Annotated in this window: 15 protein-coding genes; 7 read left to right on the top strand and 8 right to left on the bottom strand. The window is 58.9% G+C overall.

Annotation, left to right across the window (positions count from 1 at the left end):
• Positions 1-58 precede the first annotated feature (58 nt).
• The 4 genes from BN3266_RS12165 to BN3266_RS12150 all read right to left on the bottom strand — a co-directional run bounded on the left by BN3266_RS12165 (position 59) and on the right by BN3266_RS12150 (position 4,417).
• Complete coding sequence (locus BN3266_RS12165) at positions 59-1,249, bottom strand: cation diffusion facilitator family transporter (RefSeq protein WP_059005349.1); 1,191 nt, start codon at positions 1,247-1,249, stop codon at positions 59-61.
• Positions 1,250-2,159: 910 nt separating this feature from the next.
• Positions 2,160-2,414, bottom strand: a complete 255-nt coding sequence (locus BN3266_RS12160; RefSeq protein WP_059005347.1) for a hypothetical protein — start codon at positions 2,412-2,414, stop codon at positions 2,160-2,162.
• Between the two features lie 232 nt (positions 2,415-2,646).
• On the bottom strand, positions 2,647-3,237 hold the full coding sequence (locus BN3266_RS12155; RefSeq protein WP_021659376.1) for a recombinase family protein: 591 nt from the start codon (positions 3,235-3,237) through the stop codon (positions 2,647-2,649).
• A 196-nt stretch (positions 3,238-3,433) separates the two neighbouring features.
• Positions 3,434-4,417 (bottom strand): nucleoside hydrolase, encoded by a 984-nt coding sequence (locus BN3266_RS12150; RefSeq protein ID WP_021659375.1) that lies wholly within the window; start codon positions 4,415-4,417, stop codon positions 3,434-3,436.
• A 206-nt stretch (positions 4,418-4,623) separates the two neighbouring features.
• Here BN3266_RS12150 and BN3266_RS12145 point away from each other — a divergent pair, with 206 nt between their 5' ends.
• Together BN3266_RS12145 and BN3266_RS12140 are read left to right on the top strand one after the other, a co-directional pair.
• Positions 4,624-5,328 carry a peptidoglycan recognition protein family protein gene (locus BN3266_RS12145; protein WP_195891626.1) on the top strand — a complete coding sequence of 235 codons (705 nt, stop codon included), beginning with the start codon at positions 4,624-4,626 and terminating at the stop codon, positions 5,326-5,328.
• Positions 5,329-5,515: 187 nt separating this feature from the next.
• Complete coding sequence (locus BN3266_RS12140) at positions 5,516-6,973, top strand: nicotinate phosphoribosyltransferase (protein WP_021659372.1); 1,458 nt, start codon at positions 5,516-5,518, stop codon at positions 6,971-6,973.
• Between the two features lie 62 nt (positions 6,974-7,035).
• On the opposite strand, the gene BN3266_RS12135 is transcribed toward BN3266_RS12140, so the two are convergent.
• Positions 7,036-9,243: a bifunctional diguanylate cyclase/phosphodiesterase gene (locus tag BN3266_RS12135; RefSeq protein WP_059005343.1), complete on the bottom strand. Its 2,208-nt coding sequence runs from the start codon at positions 9,241-9,243 to the stop codon at positions 7,036-7,038.
• A gap of 219 nt (positions 9,244-9,462) precedes the next feature.
• Between BN3266_RS12135 and BN3266_RS12130 the strand changes: the two genes are divergently transcribed.
• Positions 9,463-10,920, top strand: coding sequence for a GntR family transcriptional regulator (locus BN3266_RS12130; RefSeq protein WP_059005341.1), 1,458 nt, complete (start codon positions 9,463-9,465; stop codon positions 10,918-10,920).
• A gap of 75 nt (positions 10,921-10,995) precedes the next feature.
• On the opposite strand, the gene BN3266_RS12125 is transcribed toward BN3266_RS12130, so the two are convergent.
• Positions 10,996-11,544 (bottom strand): GNAT family N-acetyltransferase, encoded by a 549-nt coding sequence (locus BN3266_RS12125; RefSeq protein WP_059005339.1) that lies wholly within the window; start codon positions 11,542-11,544, stop codon positions 10,996-10,998.
• 189 nt (positions 11,545-11,733) lie between these two features.
• Positions 11,734-11,979 carry a hypothetical protein gene (locus BN3266_RS12120; RefSeq protein WP_059005337.1) on the bottom strand — a complete coding sequence of 82 codons (246 nt, stop codon included), beginning with the start codon at positions 11,977-11,979 and terminating at the stop codon, positions 11,734-11,736.
• Between the two features lie 195 nt (positions 11,980-12,174).
• On the opposite strand from BN3266_RS12120, the gene BN3266_RS12115 reads away from it, so the two are divergent.
• The 4 genes from BN3266_RS12115 to BN3266_RS12100 all read left to right on the top strand — a co-directional run bounded on the left by BN3266_RS12115 (position 12,175) and on the right by BN3266_RS12100 (position 16,843).
• Complete coding sequence (locus BN3266_RS12115) at positions 12,175-12,501, top strand: helix-turn-helix domain-containing protein (protein ID WP_021659367.1); 327 nt, start codon at positions 12,175-12,177, stop codon at positions 12,499-12,501.
• Between the two features lie 497 nt (positions 12,502-12,998).
• Positions 12,999-13,214: a helix-turn-helix transcriptional regulator gene (locus BN3266_RS12110; RefSeq protein WP_059005335.1), complete on the top strand. Its 216-nt coding sequence runs from the start codon at positions 12,999-13,001 to the stop codon at positions 13,212-13,214.
• Positions 13,215-13,241: 27 nt separating this feature from the next.
• Positions 13,242-14,255, top strand: coding sequence for an AAA family ATPase (locus tag BN3266_RS12105; protein WP_059005333.1), 1,014 nt, complete (start codon positions 13,242-13,244; stop codon positions 14,253-14,255).
• A complete protein-coding gene (locus BN3266_RS12100; protein ID WP_059005330.1) occupies positions 14,255-16,843 on the top strand; it encodes a S8 family peptidase in 2,589 nt (862 codons plus the stop codon). The genes BN3266_RS12105 and BN3266_RS12100 overlap by 1 nt, the downstream gene beginning before the upstream one ends.
• A gap of 1,179 nt (positions 16,844-18,022) precedes the next feature.
• Here the strand turns inward: BN3266_RS12100 and BN3266_RS12095 are convergent.
• A complete protein-coding gene (locus BN3266_RS12095; RefSeq protein WP_059005329.1) occupies positions 18,023-20,494 on the bottom strand; it encodes an InlB B-repeat-containing protein in 2,472 nt (823 codons plus the stop codon).
• Positions 20,495-20,750: the final 256 nt, after the last annotated feature.

Here is a 20,750-nt window from a genome sequence, read left to right as displayed (position 1 = left end):
GCGGAAAGAAATCCCGCCGGGGGCTTTTTCTCGGTCAGAGGGCTGTTTTCGGGGGATTTCACCCGTGGCGCTCGCCGTAGTCCACCTGGTACCCTCGGTCCACCGTGATGACGGCATTGTAGCGGGGGTCGACTTCCCGCAGCTGCGCCTCGATCTGGGTGCAGAGGTCGTGGTTTTTCACCGGGCAGTCCACCGGCACCATCACGTCGAAGATCAGGTTGCTGTGGGTCTCGCCCAGCACCGCGCGAAAATCGTGGATGCTCAAGTCGGGGCGGACGCGCTGCACACACTCCAGCACCGTCTGCCGCAGGGCGTTGACGGTGTCGTTGTTGGTGACGATGGGGTCCATGTGGATGATCATCTGTATCCCCATCTCCTGGGCCAGGTCCTTTTCGATGTTGTCGATGAGGTCGTGGCTCTGCAGGATGTCGGCGGAGCTGTCCACCTCGGCGTGGAGGGAGGCGAAGATCCGCCCCGGCCCGTAGTTGTGCACCATCAGGTCGTGGATGCCCAGCACCTGCGGGTGGGAGAGGACCTTGCGGGAGATCTCGCCCACCAGGGCGCTGTCGGGGGCCTGCCCCAATAGGGGGTTCAGGGTGTCCTTGGCCACCCCGTACCCGGAAAAGAGGATGAAGGCCGCCACCGCCAGCCCCATGTACCCGTCCAGGTTCAGGGGGGTCAGCAGGGAGACCACCGACGCCGCCAGCACCGCCGAGGTGGCGACCACGTCGTTGAGGCTGTCCTGGGCGGTGGCGAGGATGGTGGAGGAGGAGATGGCCTTGCCGATGCGCCGGTTGAAGGACCACAGCCACACCTTGCAGGCGATGGAGCCGGCCAGCACCGCCAGCGTCACCGCCGAGGTCTCCACCGGGGAGGGGTGGAGGACCTTGTCCAGCGAGGTGCGCCCCAGTTCAAAGCCCAGCAGCAAGATCAAAAAGGCGATGATGAGCCCGGCCACATACTCGGTGCGGCCGTGGCCGAAGGGGTGGTCCCGGTCCGCCGGTTTTTCGGAAATTTTGAAGCCCAGCAGGCTGATGATGGAGCTGCCCGCGTCGGAGAGGTTGTTCACCGCGTCCGCCACGATGGAGACGCTTCCCGCCAGGGTGCCCACCGCCAACTTGGCGGCAAAGAGCAGGACATTGGCAGCGATGCCCACCGCGCCGGAGAGGGTGCCGTAGCGGGCCCGGACCCGGGTATCCCCCACCTGTTCGCAGTCTCGCACAAAGGCCTTGACCAGCAGAGAGACCATATCACTGCCCCCTTTCTAAAAAATTGGCGCCAAAAAGGCGGGGAAGGCATCCCCCGTATCCCCCTTGTGCGCTTTGGTGCCGGTGATAAAAATACTTATCTATTTTACCGCATCCGGCGGCAGAAAACAAGGTGTTCCTCTCGAGGGACACGTCTGGCCGCCCTTCCCGGCTCGCCGCCCTGCCGGGGGCGGGAGAGGGAGGGCGGTCTGTTTTCAAGGGCAGGGGGGCGCGATCCGATGGCCGCCGGTGGGAGACGGAAGGGGTGGGCACATATCTGGCCGCTGCGACGGCAAAGCCGCTCCCATGCGGGGACGGGGATCGAAAAATGCAGCGGCCATCAAATCCCGGTCGCCCCCACAGAGGGATGGGGATGGACATTCTCGCGCCGTCCCAGCGCCGCCGGGCGGCTAAAAGTGGTCCCCTGTACAGAGGGAAAATCAAATCCTGTATGCGGTGCGGATGGCGCAGACAGTGTCCCGCCGCACCCCGTCCAGGCGTGCGGTTTGGAATAGGCGGAGACGGACATCGGCAGGTGGGGCCCGAGCCGGACCCCGCATTGGTGCGCAGATTGGAAATCGGCCGGCTGCCCCTCTGGCCGTCGGGGCCCTCTAGCCGCCCCCTGTGCAGGTGGGCGGATGGAAAGCCCGCGGGTCGTTCCCCAGGGCCTTCCCCCCGGACCTCCCGCTGTACCCTGTGCGGGGCCTACACGGCGCTGGGTTTGGGGGCGGCCCGGTGCGGGGGATGGCCCTGTCTTCGCCGCGGCCAGGGACGCAGCGGCAAAAGAGGGAAAGGGGGCCCTTCCGACGGGGGGAGTCCTCTGTGAGTGGACGCTTTTGCCCGATCGCGGGGCAGTTGCCCCCACTAAAAAAGTCCCGGACGGCCCTCGTCCGGGAACTTTTGCGCGGCCATTTAGCACTGGGTCTTGGGCGGGGGAGAAGAGGGCCGTTGCAAAAAGGCCTTGGCCTGCTCGGGGTCGTCAAAGGGCTCCACATCCTCCCCAAAAAGATAGGCAACGGCGTCGTTCCACTCCCGCAGGGGGTAGGTGTGGGCGGACACTCGCGCAACGGCCTCCGGCAGAAACGCCCGCAGGTCTGCCCGGCGCAGGTCGGACAGATAGGTGCAGTGAAGGCTGTCGGCCAGCTCTTCCAACAGGTCTTTTGGCAAAGTCGTCCCCTCCCTCTTCTGCTCGATATAGCAGACAATTTCTTTCGCTGCCGGTATAATAGAGAATGTGTAAAAGGCGCATCAAAAGGCACGTTTTCCTGTAAAAGTTGGCCTTTTTTAGGCTCGGTTTCAGGAGCTTTTTTCCGCAGCACAGGCGGGCGTAGCCGGTTGCAGCGCGAAAGGTAAAGTCTACCATTTCTTTTCATAAAGATTTCCAATCAGCCGCATCTCTTCAGTGTTCCCGGGTCCAGCGAAGGAAGGTATCCTGCGAGACGCCGAGGCGCTTGGCCGCCTCGCGGGAGCTGATGGAACCGCCCTGCCACTGCCGTTTGAGCAGGGGGAAATCGGGGGGGATGGGCTTGCGCGGCCGGCCGAAGGCGACCCCCTTTCGCTTGGCCGCGTCAATGCCCTCCCGCTGCCGCTGGCGGATGTTCTCCCGCTCGGTCTGGGCCACGTAGGAGAGGATCTGCAACACCAAGTCGGAGATGAAGACGCCGGTCAGGTCCCGGTCGCCCTGCCGGGTGTTGAGCAGGGGCATGTCCAGCACGGCGATGTCCACCTGCTTTCGCTTGGTGATCTCCCGCCACTGTTGGATGATCTCGTCGTAGTTGCGCCCCAGCCGGTCGATGGACTTGATCACCAAGAGATCGCCGGGCTTGAGGCGGCGCATCAGCCGCTGGTAACTGGGGCGGTCAAAGTCCTTGCCGCTCTGTTTGTCGGTGTAGATGTGGGTCTTCGGCACGCCGAACTCCTGCATGGCGATCAGCTGCCGGTCTTCGTTTTGGTCGCGGGAGGAGACCCGCACATAGGCGAACGTACTCATTTTTATTACCTCCTAGTAGATAGTCTTCCCTTAAGCATCATACAGGAGATAGACACTGTACAGCCCCCTTTTTTCGACAAGTTTCACGATTTGTGAAAACCGCGAAGGCTTTTCCACCGCCCCGCAATAAAAGGAAAATTTTAGGTAAAAAATCGCCCCTCCGGCAGTGCGGAGAGGCGATTTTTAACGGGAGGCCCTATTTGGGCGAGCGCTCCATGGCGCGCATCACCAGGGAGACAAACTTCTCCCGGTCGGCGTTCAGGGCGACTGCACAGTTCTTGCGGGCCTTTTTGTCGCGGGTGTTCACATCGCAGATGGTCATGCCGTCGGCAAAGCCGCCGGAGAAGTCCACGTCCACATAGAGCTGGCGGACGTCTTTGAGGACGGTGGGGTCGATGACCGCGGCCACGGCCAGGGCGTCGTGGATGGGGCCCCAGTCGTCCTGCTCCATGGGCTGAAAGACCCGGTAGCCCTTGATGCGGTAGCGGGCAAATTCCGAGGTGGCCTTGGAGGCGCGGGTGTTCATGGCGTCGAGCTGGTCGCACTCGCCCAGGGAGATGCAGGCGCGGTGGGTGGCGTCCAGGGGCACCAGGGTGATCTTGGCGCCGCAGTCCAGCACGATCTTGGCGGCCTCCGGGTCAATCCAGATGTTGAACTCGGCGGCGGGGGTGATGTTGCCGTACTCATAGGCGCCGCCCATGATGACGATCTCCCCGATCTTCTCCACGATCTCGGGCTGGATGCGGATGGCGGCGGCGATGTTGGTCAGCGGCCCCACCGGGATCAGGGTGATGTCCCCGTCCGAGGCCATCAGGGTGTCCACCAGCCAGCTGACGGCGTTTTGCCGCTGGGGCTGGATGGTGGCGGCGGGCAGGTAGTCCAGGTAGTCGCTGTGGACGTTCTCCTCCGGGTCCTCCTGGCCGGTGAAGGGCATGTGGGGCCGGCGGCCGGGGGTCAGGGAGCTGACCAGGGGCAGATGGCAGCCCTTGAAGACCGGCACGTCGCTGCCCAGGTACTCCACCACCCGCAGGGTGTTTTCGGTGGTCATCTCGATGCAGCGGTTGCCGTTGACGGTGCAGATGCCCAGCACCTCCAACTCGGGGGAGAGCAGGGCGGTCATGATGGCGACGGCGTCGTCGCTGCCGGTGTCCACATCTAAAATCACTTTTCTCTTGTCCATTGGCTCGATTCCTCCAGTGGCAGGGCGGCCGGCGCGCGGGCCCCCCGCTCTTTTTTTACCAGTGTAGCGCCAAATTGGCCCTTTGCCAAGGACAGATGTCTTCCAAAAAAAGGAAGCCGTTGGCAGGCAAATCGAAAGAAAGCCGTCAAGAATTTTTTCGGGAGATGGTGTATACTCTAGTAAATGAGAGCGCTGAGAGAGGAAGTGTGAAATTGCCGCCATCTACCGTTCGGCGAAGGCCGCCGCTGAAAAAGGTCCCCCGCTCCCGCCCCCGTCCGCGCGGGCGGGACAGGCACCTCCCCCTGCGCCCCATCCTCTTTGGGCTGCTGGCGGTGCTGTTGGGGGGGCTGCTCATCCTCTCGCGCTGCCGGTACCGGCAGCCGGTGGAGCCCTCTCGGGCCCAGACCATCGCCGGCATCCCGGTGACCGAGGAGTTCATCCCCGCGGGGAACGCCGGGCGGCCGGGCATCAAGCGGGAAATCAAGTGGGTGGTCATCCACGAGACGGCCAACCACTCAGACGGGGCGGACGCCCAGCGCCACAGCGAGTACATACAGAAAAAATCGGTGGAGAGCACCCTCTCCTGGCACTACACGGTGGACGACCACCAGATCTATCACCACCTGCCCGACGACGAGGTGGGCTGGCACGCCGGCGACAAGCTGACCGCCGGCGGGGGAAACCAGTGCGGCATCGGGGTGGAGATCTGCGTCAACGACGACGGCGACTACGACCGGGCGGTGGACAACGCCGCCAAGCTCACCGCCTACCTGCTGGACTACTACGGGCTGGGGATCGAGAACATCAAGCAGCACCACGATTTCATGGAGAAAAACTGCCCCCAGATCATGCGGGACACCGGCGGCTGGGAGTCCTTTTTGCAGAAGGTGGAGGGCTATCGGGCGGGATGACAACCCCCGCCCTCTGTGCTATAATAAACAGAAAAGCGGCTGCGCGTTTGAGGGATGAAAAGGGCTTCTGTGCAATCTGCCGAGAGCGGCCGCCCACTCCCCCCGTTTTGGGGGGAGATGGAAAAATATGAGAGTGGCTGCCGGGGGTGGATGAGCCGGGCAGCCAAAAAAAGGAGAGGACCGCAAAATGGGTCTGGATCTGCAAAACGAGCGCAATTTGACCATGCTCACCGACTTTTACGAGCTGACCATGTCCAACGGCTACCTGGAGAGCGGGATGGACGACAAGATCGGCGTCTTTGACATGTTCTTCCGCAAGATCCCCGACGGGGGCGGCTACGCCATCTTCGCCGGGCTGGAGCAGCTGGTGGAGTACATGAACAACCTCCGCTTCACCCAGGAGGACGTGGACTACCTGCGGGGCAAGCACATCTTCAGCGAGGCCTTCCTCGACTACCTGCTGCACTTTCGCTTCACCTGCGACGTCTGGGCCGCCAAGGAGGGGGAGCCGGTCTTCCCCGGCGAGCCGGTGGTCATTGTGCGGGGTCCGGTGATCCAGGCCCAACTGGTGGAGACCATGGTCCTGCTGACGGTCAACCACCAGTCCCTGCTGGCCACCAAGGCCAACCGGGTGGTGCGGGCCGCCGCCGGGCGGCCGGTGATGGAGTTTGGCTCCCGCCGCGCCCAGAGCTACGACGGCGCCATCTTGGGGGCGCGGGCGGCCTACATCGGCGGCTGCGCCGCCACCGCCTGCACCATTGCCGACCGGGACTACCACATCCCCGCCACCGGCACCATGGCCCACAGCTGGGTGCAGATGTTCGACTCGGAGTACGAGGCGTTCAAGACCTATGCCGAGATCTACCCCGACAGCTGCACCCTGCTGGTGGACACCTACAACGTCATCAAGTCGGGCATCCCCAACGCCATCAAGGTCTTCAACGAGGTGGTCATCCCCCGGGGCTACCGGCCGGCGGGCATCCGCATCGACTCGGGCGACATCGCCTACCTCTCGAAAAAGGCCCGCAAGATGCTCGACGAGGCCGGTCTCACCGACTGCAAGATCGTGGCCAGCAACTCGCTGGACGAGTACATCATCCGCGACCTGATCACCCAGGGGGCCAAGGTGGACTCCTTCGGAGTGGGGGAGAACCTCATCACCAGCAAGTCCGACCCGGTGTTCGGCGGGGTCTACAAGCTGGTGGCCATTCAGGAGGGGGAGCACTACATCCCCAAAATCAAGATCTCCGAGACGGTGGAGAAGATCACCAACCCCGGCTTCAAGCAGGTCTGGCGCTTTTTTGACAAGGACACCCACCAGGCCATCGCCGACTATGTGACCGAGTTCGGCGAGGAGGTGGACACCTCGAAGCCCATCACCATCTTCGACCCCAACGCCACCTGGAAAAAGCAGACCCTGGAAAACGTCTACGCGGTGCCGGTGCTGGAGCAGGTCTTTGCCGAGGGCAGGTCCCTCTACACCCCCCTCTCCTTGCAGCAGCTGCAAAACTACTGTCTGGAACAGGTGGACCACCTTTGGGAAGAGGTCAAGCGGTTTGAAAACCCCCACCGCTACTATGTCGACCTCTCCCCCAGCCTGTGGCGGATGAAGCGCGACCTGCTTGAAAAGGTCAACACCTTCTAAATAAAGGGCGCATGGCAGATGAAAAGGGCCCGTCGGAGCAGGTCGCTCCGGCGGGCCCTTTTTTAGTTGTTCGCAGGGGGGAGAAGCGACTCGAAGGCCGCCGTCGGCAGGGGCGGGGCGTAGAGGTATCCCTGGATCAGGTCGCAGCCCGCCTCCCAGAGGAAGGCCGCCTGCCCCTCTTCCTCGATCCCCTCGGCCACCGATTCGATATCCAGCGCCCTGGCCAGAGAGAGGATGGAGCGGACCACCGCCTGGGAGCGGGGGGAGTGCAGGCTGTCGGCGAAGAACTGCCGGTCCAGCTTGAGGGTGTCCACCGGCAGGTCCTTGAGCAGCCCCAGGGAGGAGTAGCCCGCCCCGAAGTCGTCCAGCGAGCAGTGCATCCCCAACTGGTGGATGCGCTCGATCAGGTCCCGCGCCTCCCCGATCTCCCGGGTGGTGAAGAGGACGTTTTCCGTCAGCTCCAATTCCAGCCGGTGGGCGTCGACACCGGTGCGCTGCAGGATGTCGCGGTAGCTGTCCAAAAAGTGGGCGGTCTTCATGTGCTGGCGGGAGACGTTGACCGATACCGGCACCTCTGCCAGCCCCTGCTCCGCCCATCTTTTGAGCAGCAGGCAGACCTTTTCAAAGACCAGCAGATCCAACTGGCGGATCAGCCCGGTGCGCTCGCAGAGGGGGATGAATTCGCCCGGGGGGACCAACCCCCGCCCCGGGTGGACCCAGCGCACCAGGGCCTCGGCCCCAGCCACCTCGGCATGGCCGTCCCGCTGCCGGTATTTGGGCTGCAGGTAGATGCAGAACTCCTCCCTGGCAAAGGCCTGTTCCAACTCCTTCAGGCGCTCGATCTCCTCCTCCTGGCGGACGGCAAATGAGCCGTCAAAGAGGGCGGCGCTGCTGGGGTATTCCTCGGCCACGGTCCTGCGGGCCAGATTTGCCCGGCGCTCGGCCGCCCCCAAATCGGGGTCGGCGGGGTCGACGGGACAGCCACCCTGGCTCACCCGCAGGCGGCCCACGGCGGTGTCGATGTCCCCCAGCCGGGTGGAGAGATCTTCCATCCTGGCAGCCAGCCGTTCCTGGGGGCCGTGCGCCAGCAGGTAGAAGGTGTCCCCCTCGCCGCGGGCCGCCAACTCGCCCTCGCCCAGCTGCTGCAGAAGGGTGCGGTGCACCCGGCGGAGGAGGTCGTCGCCATTTTCCTCGCCCTTGACCTCGTTGACCAGGCGAAAGTCCTTCAGGTTCAGGGCGATCACCGCCCAGCCCTCTGCCGGGCGCTGGCGGACGAGCCGCTCCCCCTCCCAGAGGAAGCGGGTGTTGTTGTATCCCCCGGTGACCGGGTCCGAAAAGGCGACCCGCCTCATCTGGGCGCGGGTCCAGTTCTGGTAGATGATCCCGCCCGCGCTCAACAGCGCCAGCAGGATGGCGGCGCCCACGGCAAAGCCGATGGTCCGCCGGGTGGAGAGGTCGACGTCGGCGGCGATGAGGTCGCGGGGGATGAGGGTGGCCACATACAGCCCGTAGTCGCCGATGGGCCGGTAGTCCAGCCAGATCTCCTCCCCGTCGGCGGTGGGGAGGAGGACATTGCCCGCCCGGCCCTGCCGCAGGCCCTCCTGCATCTCCTGCGCCCACCCCTCCGTCTCGGAGTACTGGGTGGCGGCGATGAAGGCGGAAAAGGGCCGCTGGGTGGGGGAGACGAGGATGGTCCCATCGCTGTCGAGGACGCAGGTGCTCCCCTGCCCGTCAAAGCAGTCGTTGTCGATGATGGCGCGCATCTTCTCACTCGATTTGACGCCCGCCAACACCCCCGTGACCTGCCCGTCGCGGGCGAGGGGGACCAGATAGAGAAACCCGTCCTTTCCCGGAAGGGGGCAGAAGACGCGCGTGCCGTTGAGTGCCGACTGAAAGGCGGGCAGTTCGCCCAAATTGACGGAGTAGTCTTCGGTGAAGGGGTTTTCACCCGCGGGGCCGACCACGGCCAATTCGTCAAATTTTGCAAATGAGGCGCGGGCGTGCAGCCCTTCGGGGGAGAGGACGCCCGCCGCCAAGTCCTCGGCGGTGAGGACGAGTTGGCCCATGGTGCCGTCGATGCGCGCTCGGATGAGCTGGGCGGACTGGTTGGAGACGTCCGTCAGGTATTGCTGGGTGCGGCGGTCGACCGCCTGCCGCAATGCCACCGCGTTCCAGACGGCGACCGCCCCGATCCCCACCAAGAGGGCGGCCATCGCGACCAACACCCACCGGCGCACCCCCTGTGAGAGGTGTTTCTTATGTCCCTGCACAGCGCTCCTCCTCCCGGATGCAGAATGGCAGACGGCTCTTAAAAGCCGGAAAAAATGACAAACTTTTTTGTGTACGTATACAGAATGATAAAGCCGTTTTTACCATTCTAGCAAATGGGGGGTTATAAAACAAGGTCATATTTGTACACGTATCCATATAGCTAAGGGCTTTTTTGTGCTATACTAGAAGGGAAATGCAGAGGGAGGGGGGAAGGGGCTGTGAACGAAAAAACGACGCTGTTTGCCTACCTGCACGGGGCGCTTGTGGGGGAAATCGAGACCGGCCGCATCCGCTGCGGGGAGTCGCTGCCGTCGGCCAAAAAGCTCTGCGAGCGCTACCGCGTGGGCATCCGCACGGTGCGGGACGTGCTCGCCGCCCTGCGCGAAGAGGGGTACATCAAGACCGAGGAGCGGCGCTGCGCGGTGGTGATCTACAGGGAGGACGTCAGTCGGGAAAACCAGCGGGCCATCCGCGCCCTGTTGGCGCGGCGCTCCTCGGTGATGGAGATGTACCAGACGCTGGCTATCCTGACCCCGCCCATCTTTTCCTTTGGGGCGCGCTGCAGCGGCGAGCGGATGCTGCGGCAGTTGCAGCGGGGCTACCAGAAGGTGGGCACCGCCGCCCCCAAAGAGAACTGGCGGGCCTCCTCCGCGGCGCTGCACCGGCTGCTCTCCCGGTGCGGCAGTCCCCTTTTGGGCGAGCTCTATTCCAGCATGGAGTTGTACACCCAGGTGCCGGTCTTTGAGGGGTATCAAAATCCCTATTTAGAGGCCATTCGCCAAAATCCGGCGGGGTTTTCCACCGCCCTTGCCGCCCTGGCAGAGGGGCCGCCGGAGCGGGTGGAGCAGTGTTTTGGCCAGATGTACCGAAACGTCGGCTTGCAGGTGGAGCGGTATCTGCAGACCCTGGCGGCCGACCACCCCCAGGTGGAGGAGGACCCTGCCAGCGCCTTTCGCTGGGATGCGGAGAAGGGGCGGGTCTGCACCTACACCGAAATTGGGCGAGACCTGCTGGACGGCATCCGCGCCGGGGTCTATCCCGACGGCAGTTTTCTGCCCCCGGCGGCCGCTTTGGCACAGCGCTACGGCGTCTCCCTCTCCACCCTCCGCCAGGCGCTGGAGATGCTGCGCCAGTTGGGACTGGTGGAGGTGTACAACGGCCGGGGCACCCAGGTCACCCTGGGGCGGATGCAGTTGAGCGAGGAGAGTATCTGTCAGGCGGGCAACCGGCGGGACGCCCTCCTCTACCTGCAGGGGATGCAGTTCATGGTGCTGGTGTTGCCCCGGGTGGCCCATCTGGCCTTTCCCCACATGGAAAGGGGGGTGGCCCAGCGGGTGGTCCAGGCGGCCAAAGGGGGAGGGGAGAGCCCCCTCACCCCCCTGATCGCCGCCGTCATCGAGGCCATCCCCCTGGCCTCCCTGCGGCAGATCGTAGAACAGACCAACCGGCTGCTCCAGCGGGGGGCTTTCCTGTTCTACCTGCAGGGGCGGCGGGCCCAGCGGAACATACGGGCCGTCTTTCACATCTGTGTCGAGGCGGCAAACGCCCTGCAGGCGGACGAGGAGGCGGTGTTTGTCCAGAAGCTGACAGACTGTTATCGCTTGATTTTCGAGCGGGCCCGGCAGCGGTTCGTCGAGGCGGGCCTTTCAGGCGCCGCCGAGATCGCCCTGCCCTAAAGCGGCGGCAAAAAAAGAGAGGCGGCGTCGGCCACCTCTCTTTTTTCATTTTTCATTTCTCATTTGCCCTGTCGCTCAAAGCTGTAAAATCATCAGCTTTTCGGCGCAGAAGCTGCCGTCGCGAAAGCGGAAGGACCGCTCCCGCAGGCCGTAACTCTGAAAGCCAAAGCGCTCGTACAGGGCGGCGGCCCGCCGGTTTTCGGCCACCACCTCCAGCTCGATCTGCAGGTAGCCGGCGGCGCGGGCGGCCGCAATGACGACCGGCAGTAGGGCAGAGCCGATGCCCTGCCCCCAAAACGCCTCCTTGACCGAGATGCCGAACTCCGCCCGGTGGCGGTACTTGTCCAGCCGGGCGACGGGAGCGAGACCGGCGTTGGCGGCCAGTTCGCCCCCCACAAAGGCGGCCGCCATCAGGGCGAGGGGATCCTCTGCCTGCCGCCGCAGGAGGGCGGCCTCCTCCGCGGTGGTCTGGGTGATCTCGTCGGGGTAGCGGGCCATGAACCCGGTCTCCGCCGACGTCTGGCGAAGGTGGGCCAGTACGGCCTCGGTGTCCTCCGCCTGGGGGGAGCGCAACAGGCACTCCCGGCCGTCTTTCAGGAAAATCGTCTGCGGGGTGATGAGCATGGTTTTCTACCTCCCTAAAAAAGAAAATAGTGGGCCAAAGGTGCGGCCAAACTGCCCCTATCGGGCGCCGCGAGAGCGCAACGTGCCGAAGGGACAGGGGCCCGCTCTCGGTAGGCGCGCGCCGTTTTTGCCGGACAAAAAAGGCGCCCCTGCGGGCGACCGGCGGCGGGCAGGGGCGCTTTTGGAAAATCAGTGGCAGGGCGGCTGGCGAAGGGAAGCCGCCAACAGGTCTTTGACGGCCGCCACGCTGGAGCATGGCTCCGCCGCCCCCAACAGGTAGGCGAGGGCGTCGTTCCACTCGTCGAGGGGATAGCGGTCGTCCGGAATTTGCAGCAGGTAGGGAATGACCTGCTGCCTGGTGGCACCTCGCCGCAGTTCAGACAGGTAGGTGCCGCAAAACTCTGCAGCGGTGTCCAAAAGCCCCATCGACGCCATTTACCAACGCCTCCTTCAAGGTGTTTTTTCCAAAACAGGAACAATTGCCCTGTAAAAAAATGCGATTTTATCCACTCTAAAAAGTATATACCACTATTAAATCACAAGTTTTAGTAATTGTAAAGAGTATCTCTTTTCCAATTGGGTTAACAACTCGCCGCCATTTCGATACCCTGTTAAAGAAGGAGTGATAAGGTGGAGAAGGTAGATTACGCCGGCCTCGGCAGGCGCATCCGCTATTTCAGAAAGCGGCGGGGACTGACCCAGGAGGAGCTGGCCAACCTGGTGGAGTTGACCCAGAAACACATCAGCAACATCGAGTGCGCCCACTCCATCCCCACACTTCAGACCTTTGTCAAGATCAGCAACTGCCTGCAGGTGCCGCCGGACCTGCTGTTGGGCGATTCTCTGGCTTTTTCCTATCCCGGGCGGGCGGAGGAGGTGGCCTCCCTCATCCGGAGCTGTTCCCGCCGCCAGTTGGCGGAGGTGGAGCAGTACATCTTCTACATCCTCCAAAAATGACAGGGCAAAGAAAAAGCCCCTCTCCGACCCGCTGTGGGGGAGAGGGGCTTTTTGTGGCCTGCCGCCGGGGAGTTTAGCCAGCGTACTTATCTGCGATGACCCATAGTAACCTGCAATAGCCGGAAAGCCCCGTCATTACTGGATTTATCGAATGGTACACATGGTACCATGTATACCTTGGTATTCCAAAATTGAACGGGGTTTTCTGCATTTCTCCTAAGCTTCCTAAGCTCTGGACCTGTACAAAAATGTTAATTGGATAAAATGTGCGATTAGCTTGGTAATTATATCTACTCTACAAAAAACAGACGCTTGTTCTACATTGTAGAGACATTGAACCGTCCAAGTCTGGAGCCTAATGAATTATATTCGAATATCGGAATAAATTTGCTGTGGCTTAAAAATTTAATACAAAATCCCATTTCTTTCTCATATAGCATATGCTATAATTAAACATAACAGATGTAATATAAAAGTAAAATTATAGGAGATTCAAAATGGATTTTTCTTCTATTGTCAAGAAAGTAAGGCTCGAACTTAGCTTAACTCAGAAGCAACTAGCGCAAGCCTTAAATGTAAGTTATACAACGATTAACCGTTGGGAGAATGGTCATGTTGTACCAAGCAACCTTGCTCAAAAGAGTTTTTTTGATTTTTGCGAGAGTAATTTTATTAATATTTCGCAGTTGTTAAAACAGGATGGGAACGAATAATAATCAAGTAGAAAGAAGGTGATAGATATGGCAAGAGCAGATTTGCTCTATGACTTAATAAAATATGGCCTGGTCAATGATAATCCGAATTTTCGTAAAGTGGCAGAGGCCATTTGTGCAGAAGAACGTGCAAAACAACACGGAGTATTGGCGAATAGGATTGAGGAGTTACTTCGAATACAAAACCGTCCTTTGATGAAAGATCCGTTACAACCTACTATACGGAATAGTAATGGCGAACAAAACTTGTTTGTTGAAAAGATTCCTGCCAAAAAGCTCGAACAGTTATTACTGCCGAAATCAGTGGTAGAGAGCTGCCATGATCTTATAGAGGAACAATCCCGGGCTGATTTGTTGCGTTCGCATGGCTTAGAGCCTCGTAATAAAATTTTACTTATTGGCCCGCCAGGTAATGGAAAAACATCCTTAGCAGAAGCTATTGCAGAAGCGTTGATGCTACCGTTATTCACTGTAAAGTATGAAAGTATCGTTGGTGCATATCTTGGTGAAACGGCAACTCGCCTTGGCAAGTTATTTGATTATGCGAAAACAAGGCAATGCGTCTTGTTTTTTGATGAATTTGAGACACTCGGAAAGGAGCGCGGAGACACTCATGAAACTGGAGAGATTAAAAGAGTAGTAAGTTCCTTGCTCCTGCAAATTGATGCGTTGCCGAGTTATACTATTGTCATAGCAGCTACGAATCATGATACTCTTTTAGATAGAGCAGCATGGCGACGTTTTCAATTACGTCTTTCGCTCCCCAAACCTTCCCGTCGTGATTTAGAGATATGGTTTAAACAATTTGAGCGCAGGGTTGGCTTTGACTTCGGATTGGCACCCTCAACACTAGCGAAGAAGCTTTTGGGTAAAAGTTTTGCCGAGGCTGAGGAATTTGCATTATCGGTTTACAGAAAATATGTTTTAAGGATTCCAAACAGTAATGTTAAAGAGATTACCCAAAACGAACTTAGCCTTTATTTAGCAGGCGCACAAAGCAATATTGATGCAAAAACAAATCAGGAAGAAGGTGCTGAATAATGCCAGAAAGACAAGAACGCCCTATTTTATTATTTGGTAGACCGCAAACTGCTGATAGGAGTAATAAAGGCGGAGGGGCACCCAAAATCGGTATGCCGTCCCATGCAAAACAAGCATCTCGTTTACAGCCAAAGCTGGAGATGCTTCAAAAGGTCATTGATGACAATAAAATATTGCTTCAACAATCCCCCACTGGAATTGAGCCTGAAAAAACTCTTGTCTTTGAGGTGTCTGGCGAGTTATCATCTTTTTATACCGCTGTTAAAAATCTTGGCAGTGATGCGGAGTGGATATTTGATACTTCTAAATATATGCTTGCCTCAGATGATTTTTATGTCTGTAAAACAGATAAACATACAAAAGTTTTATCACGAGATGAAACGAAATCTCAATTTAAAGGGAAGGTCTACTGTGTCCTTGCGAACAATCGTGCTCTTGAAGAAATGGTATCTCTGTGGAAGAATTATTCAAAAAACCCTGAGATGAAATTCCCATCTGGTAAAGCAGGACTAAAAGATGTTTTTAACAACCTTATTGACATCCATTTCTGGGGTTATAAAGAGCGGATTGAAGAAACAGGTATTTTAGATGCATGGAGGGAAGATCTAAATTTAGATCCTGATCTAAGCGAAGTAAAATGTGAAATTGAGCTATTTTATAGAAAGTCTAGGGAAATTAGGCAACGGCGAGAGAATGATGTTAAAGCATTGGTGCAAGCTGCTGGAGGAAGAGTGTTGAGCCAAACTGTCATTGAGGGAATAAACTATCACGCCATTTTGGCATCCCTGCCAAGACAGACGGTTCAATCCATTATCGACCAAAAAGATGTTTCACTGGCTTCTGCAGATCAGATAATGTTTTTCCAAGCCGTAGGACAGAGTGTAGTAATTTCTGCAGATAATATTTCTGAAAGTACTGCGCAGGTAAATATACCTAGCGTCATTGAAGATGAACCGATTATTGCATTGTTCGATGGGTTGCCTCAGGAGAATCATCCATACTTAGATGGTATATTAAATATAGATGATCCTGATAACTATGCGGCACAGTATACGGTATCTGCCAGAATGCATGGAACATCTATGGCTTCATTTATTGCTCATGGAGACCTTAATAATATTCGCCATCAAATTACTCACAAAATATACGTAAGACCAATTATGCGGGCACGGAACTCCTTTGCTGGCCCTCAAGAAGAGATACCAGATGATATTTTAATTGTTGATAAAATATATGAGGCGGTGCGACGGCTTTATGAAGCAGACGCGGGACGTGTTGCCCCTACTGTCAGAGTAATAAATCTTTCTATCGGTTTTCCGGGGAGAATATTTGATCAAATGATGAGCCCTTTAGCTCGTTTGCTAGACTGGTTAAGCTATACATACCGCGTTCTTTTTGTTGTGAGCGCAGGAAACCATGCTGGGGCCATAGATGTTGGAATGCCCTTTTGTGACTTTTCTGCCCTCACTATTGAGGAGCGAACGAACATTATTATTCAGCATATGAACAATAATCTGCGTTTTCAAAGGCTTCTTTCACCCGCGGAAAGCGTAAATGCCCTTACCATAGGCGCTTCTTTTTCGGACGAATCATCTTTTACCGCAGATGCCCGGCAGGTATTACCTTGTTTGGATGATATGGTGAGTCCAATTAGCGCACTTGGCAGAGGCGTAAACAATTCTATCAAACCTGATATTATTTTTGACGGCGGAAGAAACACCCTGTTTCAGAATAGTGTAGGTGGCACAGAATTGCATTGGCGTTCATCACTCACAAGAGCACCGGGTTCTCTTTCGGCAGCCCCATATGAATTATCCAGTGGCTCTCAAAAAATAATGCACTCATTTGGGACAAGCAATGCTGCCGCATTAATTTCACACGAAGCGTCACGCTGTTTTGACACTCTTTCTGATGTATTTAATGATGCTGGGGAGTCTTTACCTTATGGCGCGGTAGCATTACTTATTAAAGCTATGTTGGTTCATGGATCCGAGTGGGGTGACCTATACAATACATTTAATTCAGTCCTTGGCAATCCTAAAAGATTTACAGACTATGTTTATAGGTTTTTTGGTTATGGAAAGCCAGATATCGACAAGGCAATTGAATGCGCTAAAAACCGAATTACACTGCTAGGATATGGAGAACTCAAAGATGGAGAAGCTCACCTTTTTAATCTCCCTTTGCCTTTCGATGAATTCAGCCGCAGTAAAATACTTCGCCGCTTAACGGCTACTCTTGCCTGTTTTTCTCCCATAACACCTTCACGGCAAGCCTATCGGTCAGCACAATTGTGGTTTTCTATAGAAGGTGCTAAAAAGCACTTGATTGATAATCGTATAAATGCCGATTGGCAGGCTACAAGAAGAGGAAGTTTACAGCATGAGATTTTTCAAAATGATGAGATCATTTTTTGGGGTGCGGATGATGCAATACAGCTTAAAGTAAATTGTGCAAATGTTGCAGATGATAAGTTTAGCGGTACAGTTCCCTATGCATTAATGGTTTCTTTTGAGGTAGATGCAGCGGTAAATATTGACGTATATGAAAGAGTGTCCACAAAGGTCAAGCCGCCAGTCACAGTATAATTTACATATTGGTGATAAAAATAAAAGAGTGGTTAGTTACCAAAAGTAAGAAATAAATCAATATAGCGAGTTAATGATATGAGTCTAGAAGACTCATGAAAACAGCGGCTATTCATTAAAGGGGCAGCCTTTATCTGAATAACCGCTGCTTTTATTATAGTTAGGATACATCTTAGCTTTTTGGTATAGTATTTCTATGTAAAAATCAAATTATCTTTTCATAAGTTAGCAAATGTCGATATGTCCTGTATTTACGGGCTTTATCGGCATTTTCTTTTTCGGAAGATAGTTGCATAAGCTGGCGTATTTAAGAATAACAAGAGAGCAAAAAGTAGTAAATTTTGTAGTAAACTCTTTCTACTACCTTTGAATGGCTGGGCGAGAGGACCGCTGGCAGCGCCGTTACAAGGCGGTCGCCGTGCCGCCCGGCCCCCGCCTGGGGAAGGACAGGGACCGTATGGGGGGATGGACTCGCCTACACTGCACCTGAACAGTTAAATGGCTGAACTGGTGACCCGCCGATAGCGCCACTGCAAGCCAAATGGCTCATCGCCCACCCCTGACGGAGAAAGGGCGGGACAGAGGGCGCCCGGTAGAGAAGGGCCCGCTTCACACTGTGGCCGGGTAGCTGGATGACCGAACGTGGAGACTGTTGGCAGCGCCGTTATAAGGCGACCGTCGCGCCACCTGTCCCCGCGGAGAAAAGGGCGGGTAAGGGTAGGGATTGCGCGGCGGCAGGAAGCCTGCCTTGCGCAGTGGCAGAGCGTCTGAACAGCCGAGAGAGGGGGAGGATTGGCATTGTCACAGGGCAATCCTCTCCCTCTACCCCACCGGGGAAGGGGAAGAGGAAAAGGCGGGAGCCGTGAGGGGAGAAGGGTCTGCCCCATGCGGTGGCCGCGCGAGGGGCAGAGGTTATTGGCGGAGACGCCGCAAGGTGACTGCCGCACGGCTTATCCCCCCGCCGGGGAGAGGGCGAGAAAAACAGGAGGCACGCGGGAGGAGAGCCGCTTCATCCAGTGGCTGAGCAGCGAGAAAACCGGGCGGGAAAGGATTGGCGCCGTCGCAAGGCAACAGCCCCTCCATCCCCCTTGCCGAGAAAAGGGGGGATGGAGGGGCTGTGTGGGGGAGAAGGACTCGCCTTACACAGTGGCCGAGCAGTCGGGCAATCAGGTCAGGGATTTATTGGCGGCGTCGCCGCAGGACGGCCGCCGCGCCGCCCGCCAGCAGAAGGGCGGTGAGGAGGGGCAGGGGCGCGCTGTCCCCAGTATAGGGGCTCCCGCCGCCGGCAGAGGGGGTGGGAGGAGTGGGGGCAGGCGTCGGCTGCTGTTCGCGCGCCTGAAAGGTCACCGCCACCCGGGCCCCTTCCTTTCCCACCGTCACCCGCAGTTGCAGGCCGTCTTCCCCCGCCAGGGTCTGTCCGTCAAGCTGCCAGCTCTCCAACTGGTAGCCGGTGGCGGGCAGGGCGGTGAAAAGCACCACCGTCCCCTCGGGGAGGGAGGCACCGCTCTCCACCGGCTGGCCGTCAGCGGCGGCGGTGAGCCGCCCGTTGGTGGGCTGTTCAAATAGGAGAGCGCCTTTGGCGGGAGGGGCCTCCTCCGCTTTTTGGGCCAGCACATAGTAGCTGAAGTGGTCGGTCTCAAAACAGGCAAACCCATCTTTGACCTCAACGGGGTAGGGGACCCGCGCGCCGGTGGGTTCGACCCGGTAGACCACCAGGCGGTCGGCGTCGTACCCGTCGGGGATGGGGATGCGCACCGACACCTTGCCCGACGGCTGGATCTTGCTGCCGTCGCAGAGGAGGGAGATGTCAAAGGCGGTGTACTGTTCGGCCACCTCGTCGAGGGCGCTCTGCACCAGCTGCCAGTCGTCCGCCCCCTCTTGCAGCCGTTCGGCCTGCAGGGTCACCGCCGAGGGGGAGACCCCTTCGGGGATGGCTGCGGGCGGGCAGTAAAGCTGCACTTCGGTGCCGGTGTCCTTTAAATCCAGGGGCTGCTTGGCAAAGGTGACCACCAGCTGGGTGTCGGCGCGCAGCTGGGAGAGGGAGAAGCGGTCCCCCTCGAAAGGCACCGGCTCGCCGCCGGCGGTGACCGATTGCAGCGCCCACCCGTCGGCGGGCTGGGCGGTGTAGGTGATGGACTGGTTCCAGCCCACCGTCTGCGCCCCGGCGGGGGAGAGGGTCCCCTCCCCCACGACCTGGGCGGTGAGGTGCAGGTCGGGGGCGTGAACGGCCCAGACAGCCTCCCCGCCCGGCCGGTAGTCGGCCGGGCCCTCTTCAGTAAAGGCAAACCAGCCCTGCTGCGGCGCGTCGCCCTGATAGGTGATGGCCGCGTCCCCGTCGGTCCAGCTGCCTTTGAGGGTGACCGCCGCCGCCCCGGAGGGGGCGGGCTCCCAGCTCTGACCGACGGTGAGGGGGGCGGACAGGGTCAAGTCGGTGACGCCGGAGATGGCGTCGACAGAAACGGCGGCCCCCTCGATGGAAAGGGAGGCGCGCCCGGTGGCCACGGCGGTGCCCTTCTCCTCCACATAGCCCTGGGCGTAGATGGCGCCCCCGTCGGGGAAGGTGATGCCGTCGACGATGCGCACGTCGGCATTTTCGCACTGCACTGCCGCTATCCCGTCGCCGCTGTAACAGCCGCCGCTCACCAGTTGGCGGACGGTGCAGTGCTGCAGGGTGACCGAGGTGTTGCCCGCCGAGACGCTCTTGCTGGAGAGGCCCAGGGGCCCGCCGATGGCGGCGGTGATGGTGCTGTTTCGGATGTCCAGTTTGGCGGTGCCCGAGATGTCCACCGAACCGCCCCCGTTGAAGAGAAAGCCGCCGCCGAGGATGTTGCCGCCGTAGTCCCCGTTGTAGAGGGGGAAGTCGCTGTCGACAATGGTGACCGAGGTGTTTTGGGAGCGGGCCGAGGCGGTGGCCGTGTCGCAGTGGCCGCCGCCGTAGACGTCCCCGTGGAGGGTGGAGTTCCGAATGGTGATGGAGACCTGACCGGCGTCGGCGTTGCAGTTTCTGTCCGACGCCATCCCGCCGCCCATGATCTCCCGCTCCGGCAGGTCGGTGTCGAGAATCTCGATCTTGACCGAGCCCACCGACACGTCCACCCCCTGCACATTGGCATAGCCGCCGCCCCAGAGGTAATCGTCGCTGTGAAAGACGGTGTCGGCATGGTCAAAGGTGACGGCGGCCTGGCCGGTGACCCGGGCCTCGCCCCCGGGCTGGTCTGCCGTTCCCCCGCCCAGCAGCCAGCCGATGCTGCCGCCGCGCACCGTGACCTTGGTGGAGGGGACGGTGCGGTCGAGCCCGCCGCCGTAGAGGTAGCGGACCTTGGCGCGATCGACCGTCAGGGGAACGCCGTTGGCAAAGAAGCGGTATGCCCCCAGGGTGTGGTTTTGCCCGTCGCCGCTGTCCAGGGTGAGGGAGGTGATCCCCCGGTCGGCGGGGACCACCAGGTCCCCCGTCTCCCCCAGGTCTTCGCTCAGCAGCAGGGTCAAATCCCCGGTATTTTCGCCGAGGGAGGCGAAGGCCTCGCCCACCGTGGGAAAATCGCCCCCCGCCCCGATGCGCAGAACGGTGGCCCCCTGGGCAAAGGGGACGGCGGCCAACATGGCCACAGCCAGCAGCAGGGAGAGGGCCCAGCAACCCAATCGCTTGTTCACAACAGTTACCTCGCGGCAGAAAACACTGCCTCTTTCTGTGCGGTCACGCACATTTTGCCTTGTAAATATCTGTGACTTTATTATATGCCCTGTGACAACTTCCTGTCAAACCTTTTCGACAAGGGGGAGGGGCTGGGCGGCAGGACGGGGCCCGCTGAACAACAGAAGGGGACCCGTCGGGCGGCGAAAGAGGCGCGCCAAGCGGCCAAAGGGCCTGCCGGGCAGCGGAGGAGAGGGGCGTCTGCCGCTGCATTTT

It is taken from the genome of Bittarella massiliensis (ex Durand et al. 2017) (assembly GCF_001486165.1).
Lineage (GTDB): Bacteria > Bacillota > Clostridia > Oscillospirales > Ruminococcaceae > Bittarella > Bittarella massiliensis.
The sequence above is the reverse complement of the archived record's forward strand: the minus strand, read 5'-3'. Positions and strand labels throughout refer to the sequence as shown.

What these genes read in the sequence shown, in the direction of transcription:
- BN3266_RS12165 (WP_059005349.1), bottom strand. Translation starts at nt 1,249, where the DNA reads ATGGTCTCTCTGCTGGTCAAGGCCTTTGTGCGAGACTGCGAACAGGTG.
- BN3266_RS12155 (WP_021659376.1), bottom strand. Translation starts at nt 3,237, where the DNA reads ATGAGTACGTTCGCCTATGTGCGGGTCTCCTCCCGCGACCAAAACGAA.
- BN3266_RS12150 (WP_021659375.1), bottom strand. Translation starts at nt 4,417, where the DNA reads ATGGACAAGAGAAAAGTGATTTTAGATGTGGACACCGGCAGCGACGAC.
- BN3266_RS12140 (WP_021659372.1), top strand. Translation starts at nt 5,516, where the DNA reads ATGGGTCTGGATCTGCAAAACGAGCGCAATTTGACCATGCTCACCGAC.
- BN3266_RS12125 (WP_059005339.1), bottom strand. Translation starts at nt 11,544, where the DNA reads ATGCTCATCACCCCGCAGACGATTTTCCTGAAAGACGGCCGGGAGTGC.
- BN3266_RS12120 (WP_059005337.1), bottom strand. Translation starts at nt 11,979, where the DNA reads ATGGCGTCGATGGGGCTTTTGGACACCGCTGCAGAGTTTTGCGGCACC.
- BN3266_RS12110 (WP_059005335.1), top strand. Translation starts at nt 12,999, where the DNA reads ATGGATTTTTCTTCTATTGTCAAGAAAGTAAGGCTCGAACTTAGCTTA.
- BN3266_RS12105 (WP_059005333.1), top strand. Translation starts at nt 13,242, where the DNA reads ATGGCAAGAGCAGATTTGCTCTATGACTTAATAAAATATGGCCTGGTC.
- BN3266_RS12100 (WP_059005330.1), top strand. Translation starts at nt 14,255, where the DNA reads ATGCCAGAAAGACAAGAACGCCCTATTTTATTATTTGGTAGACCGCAA.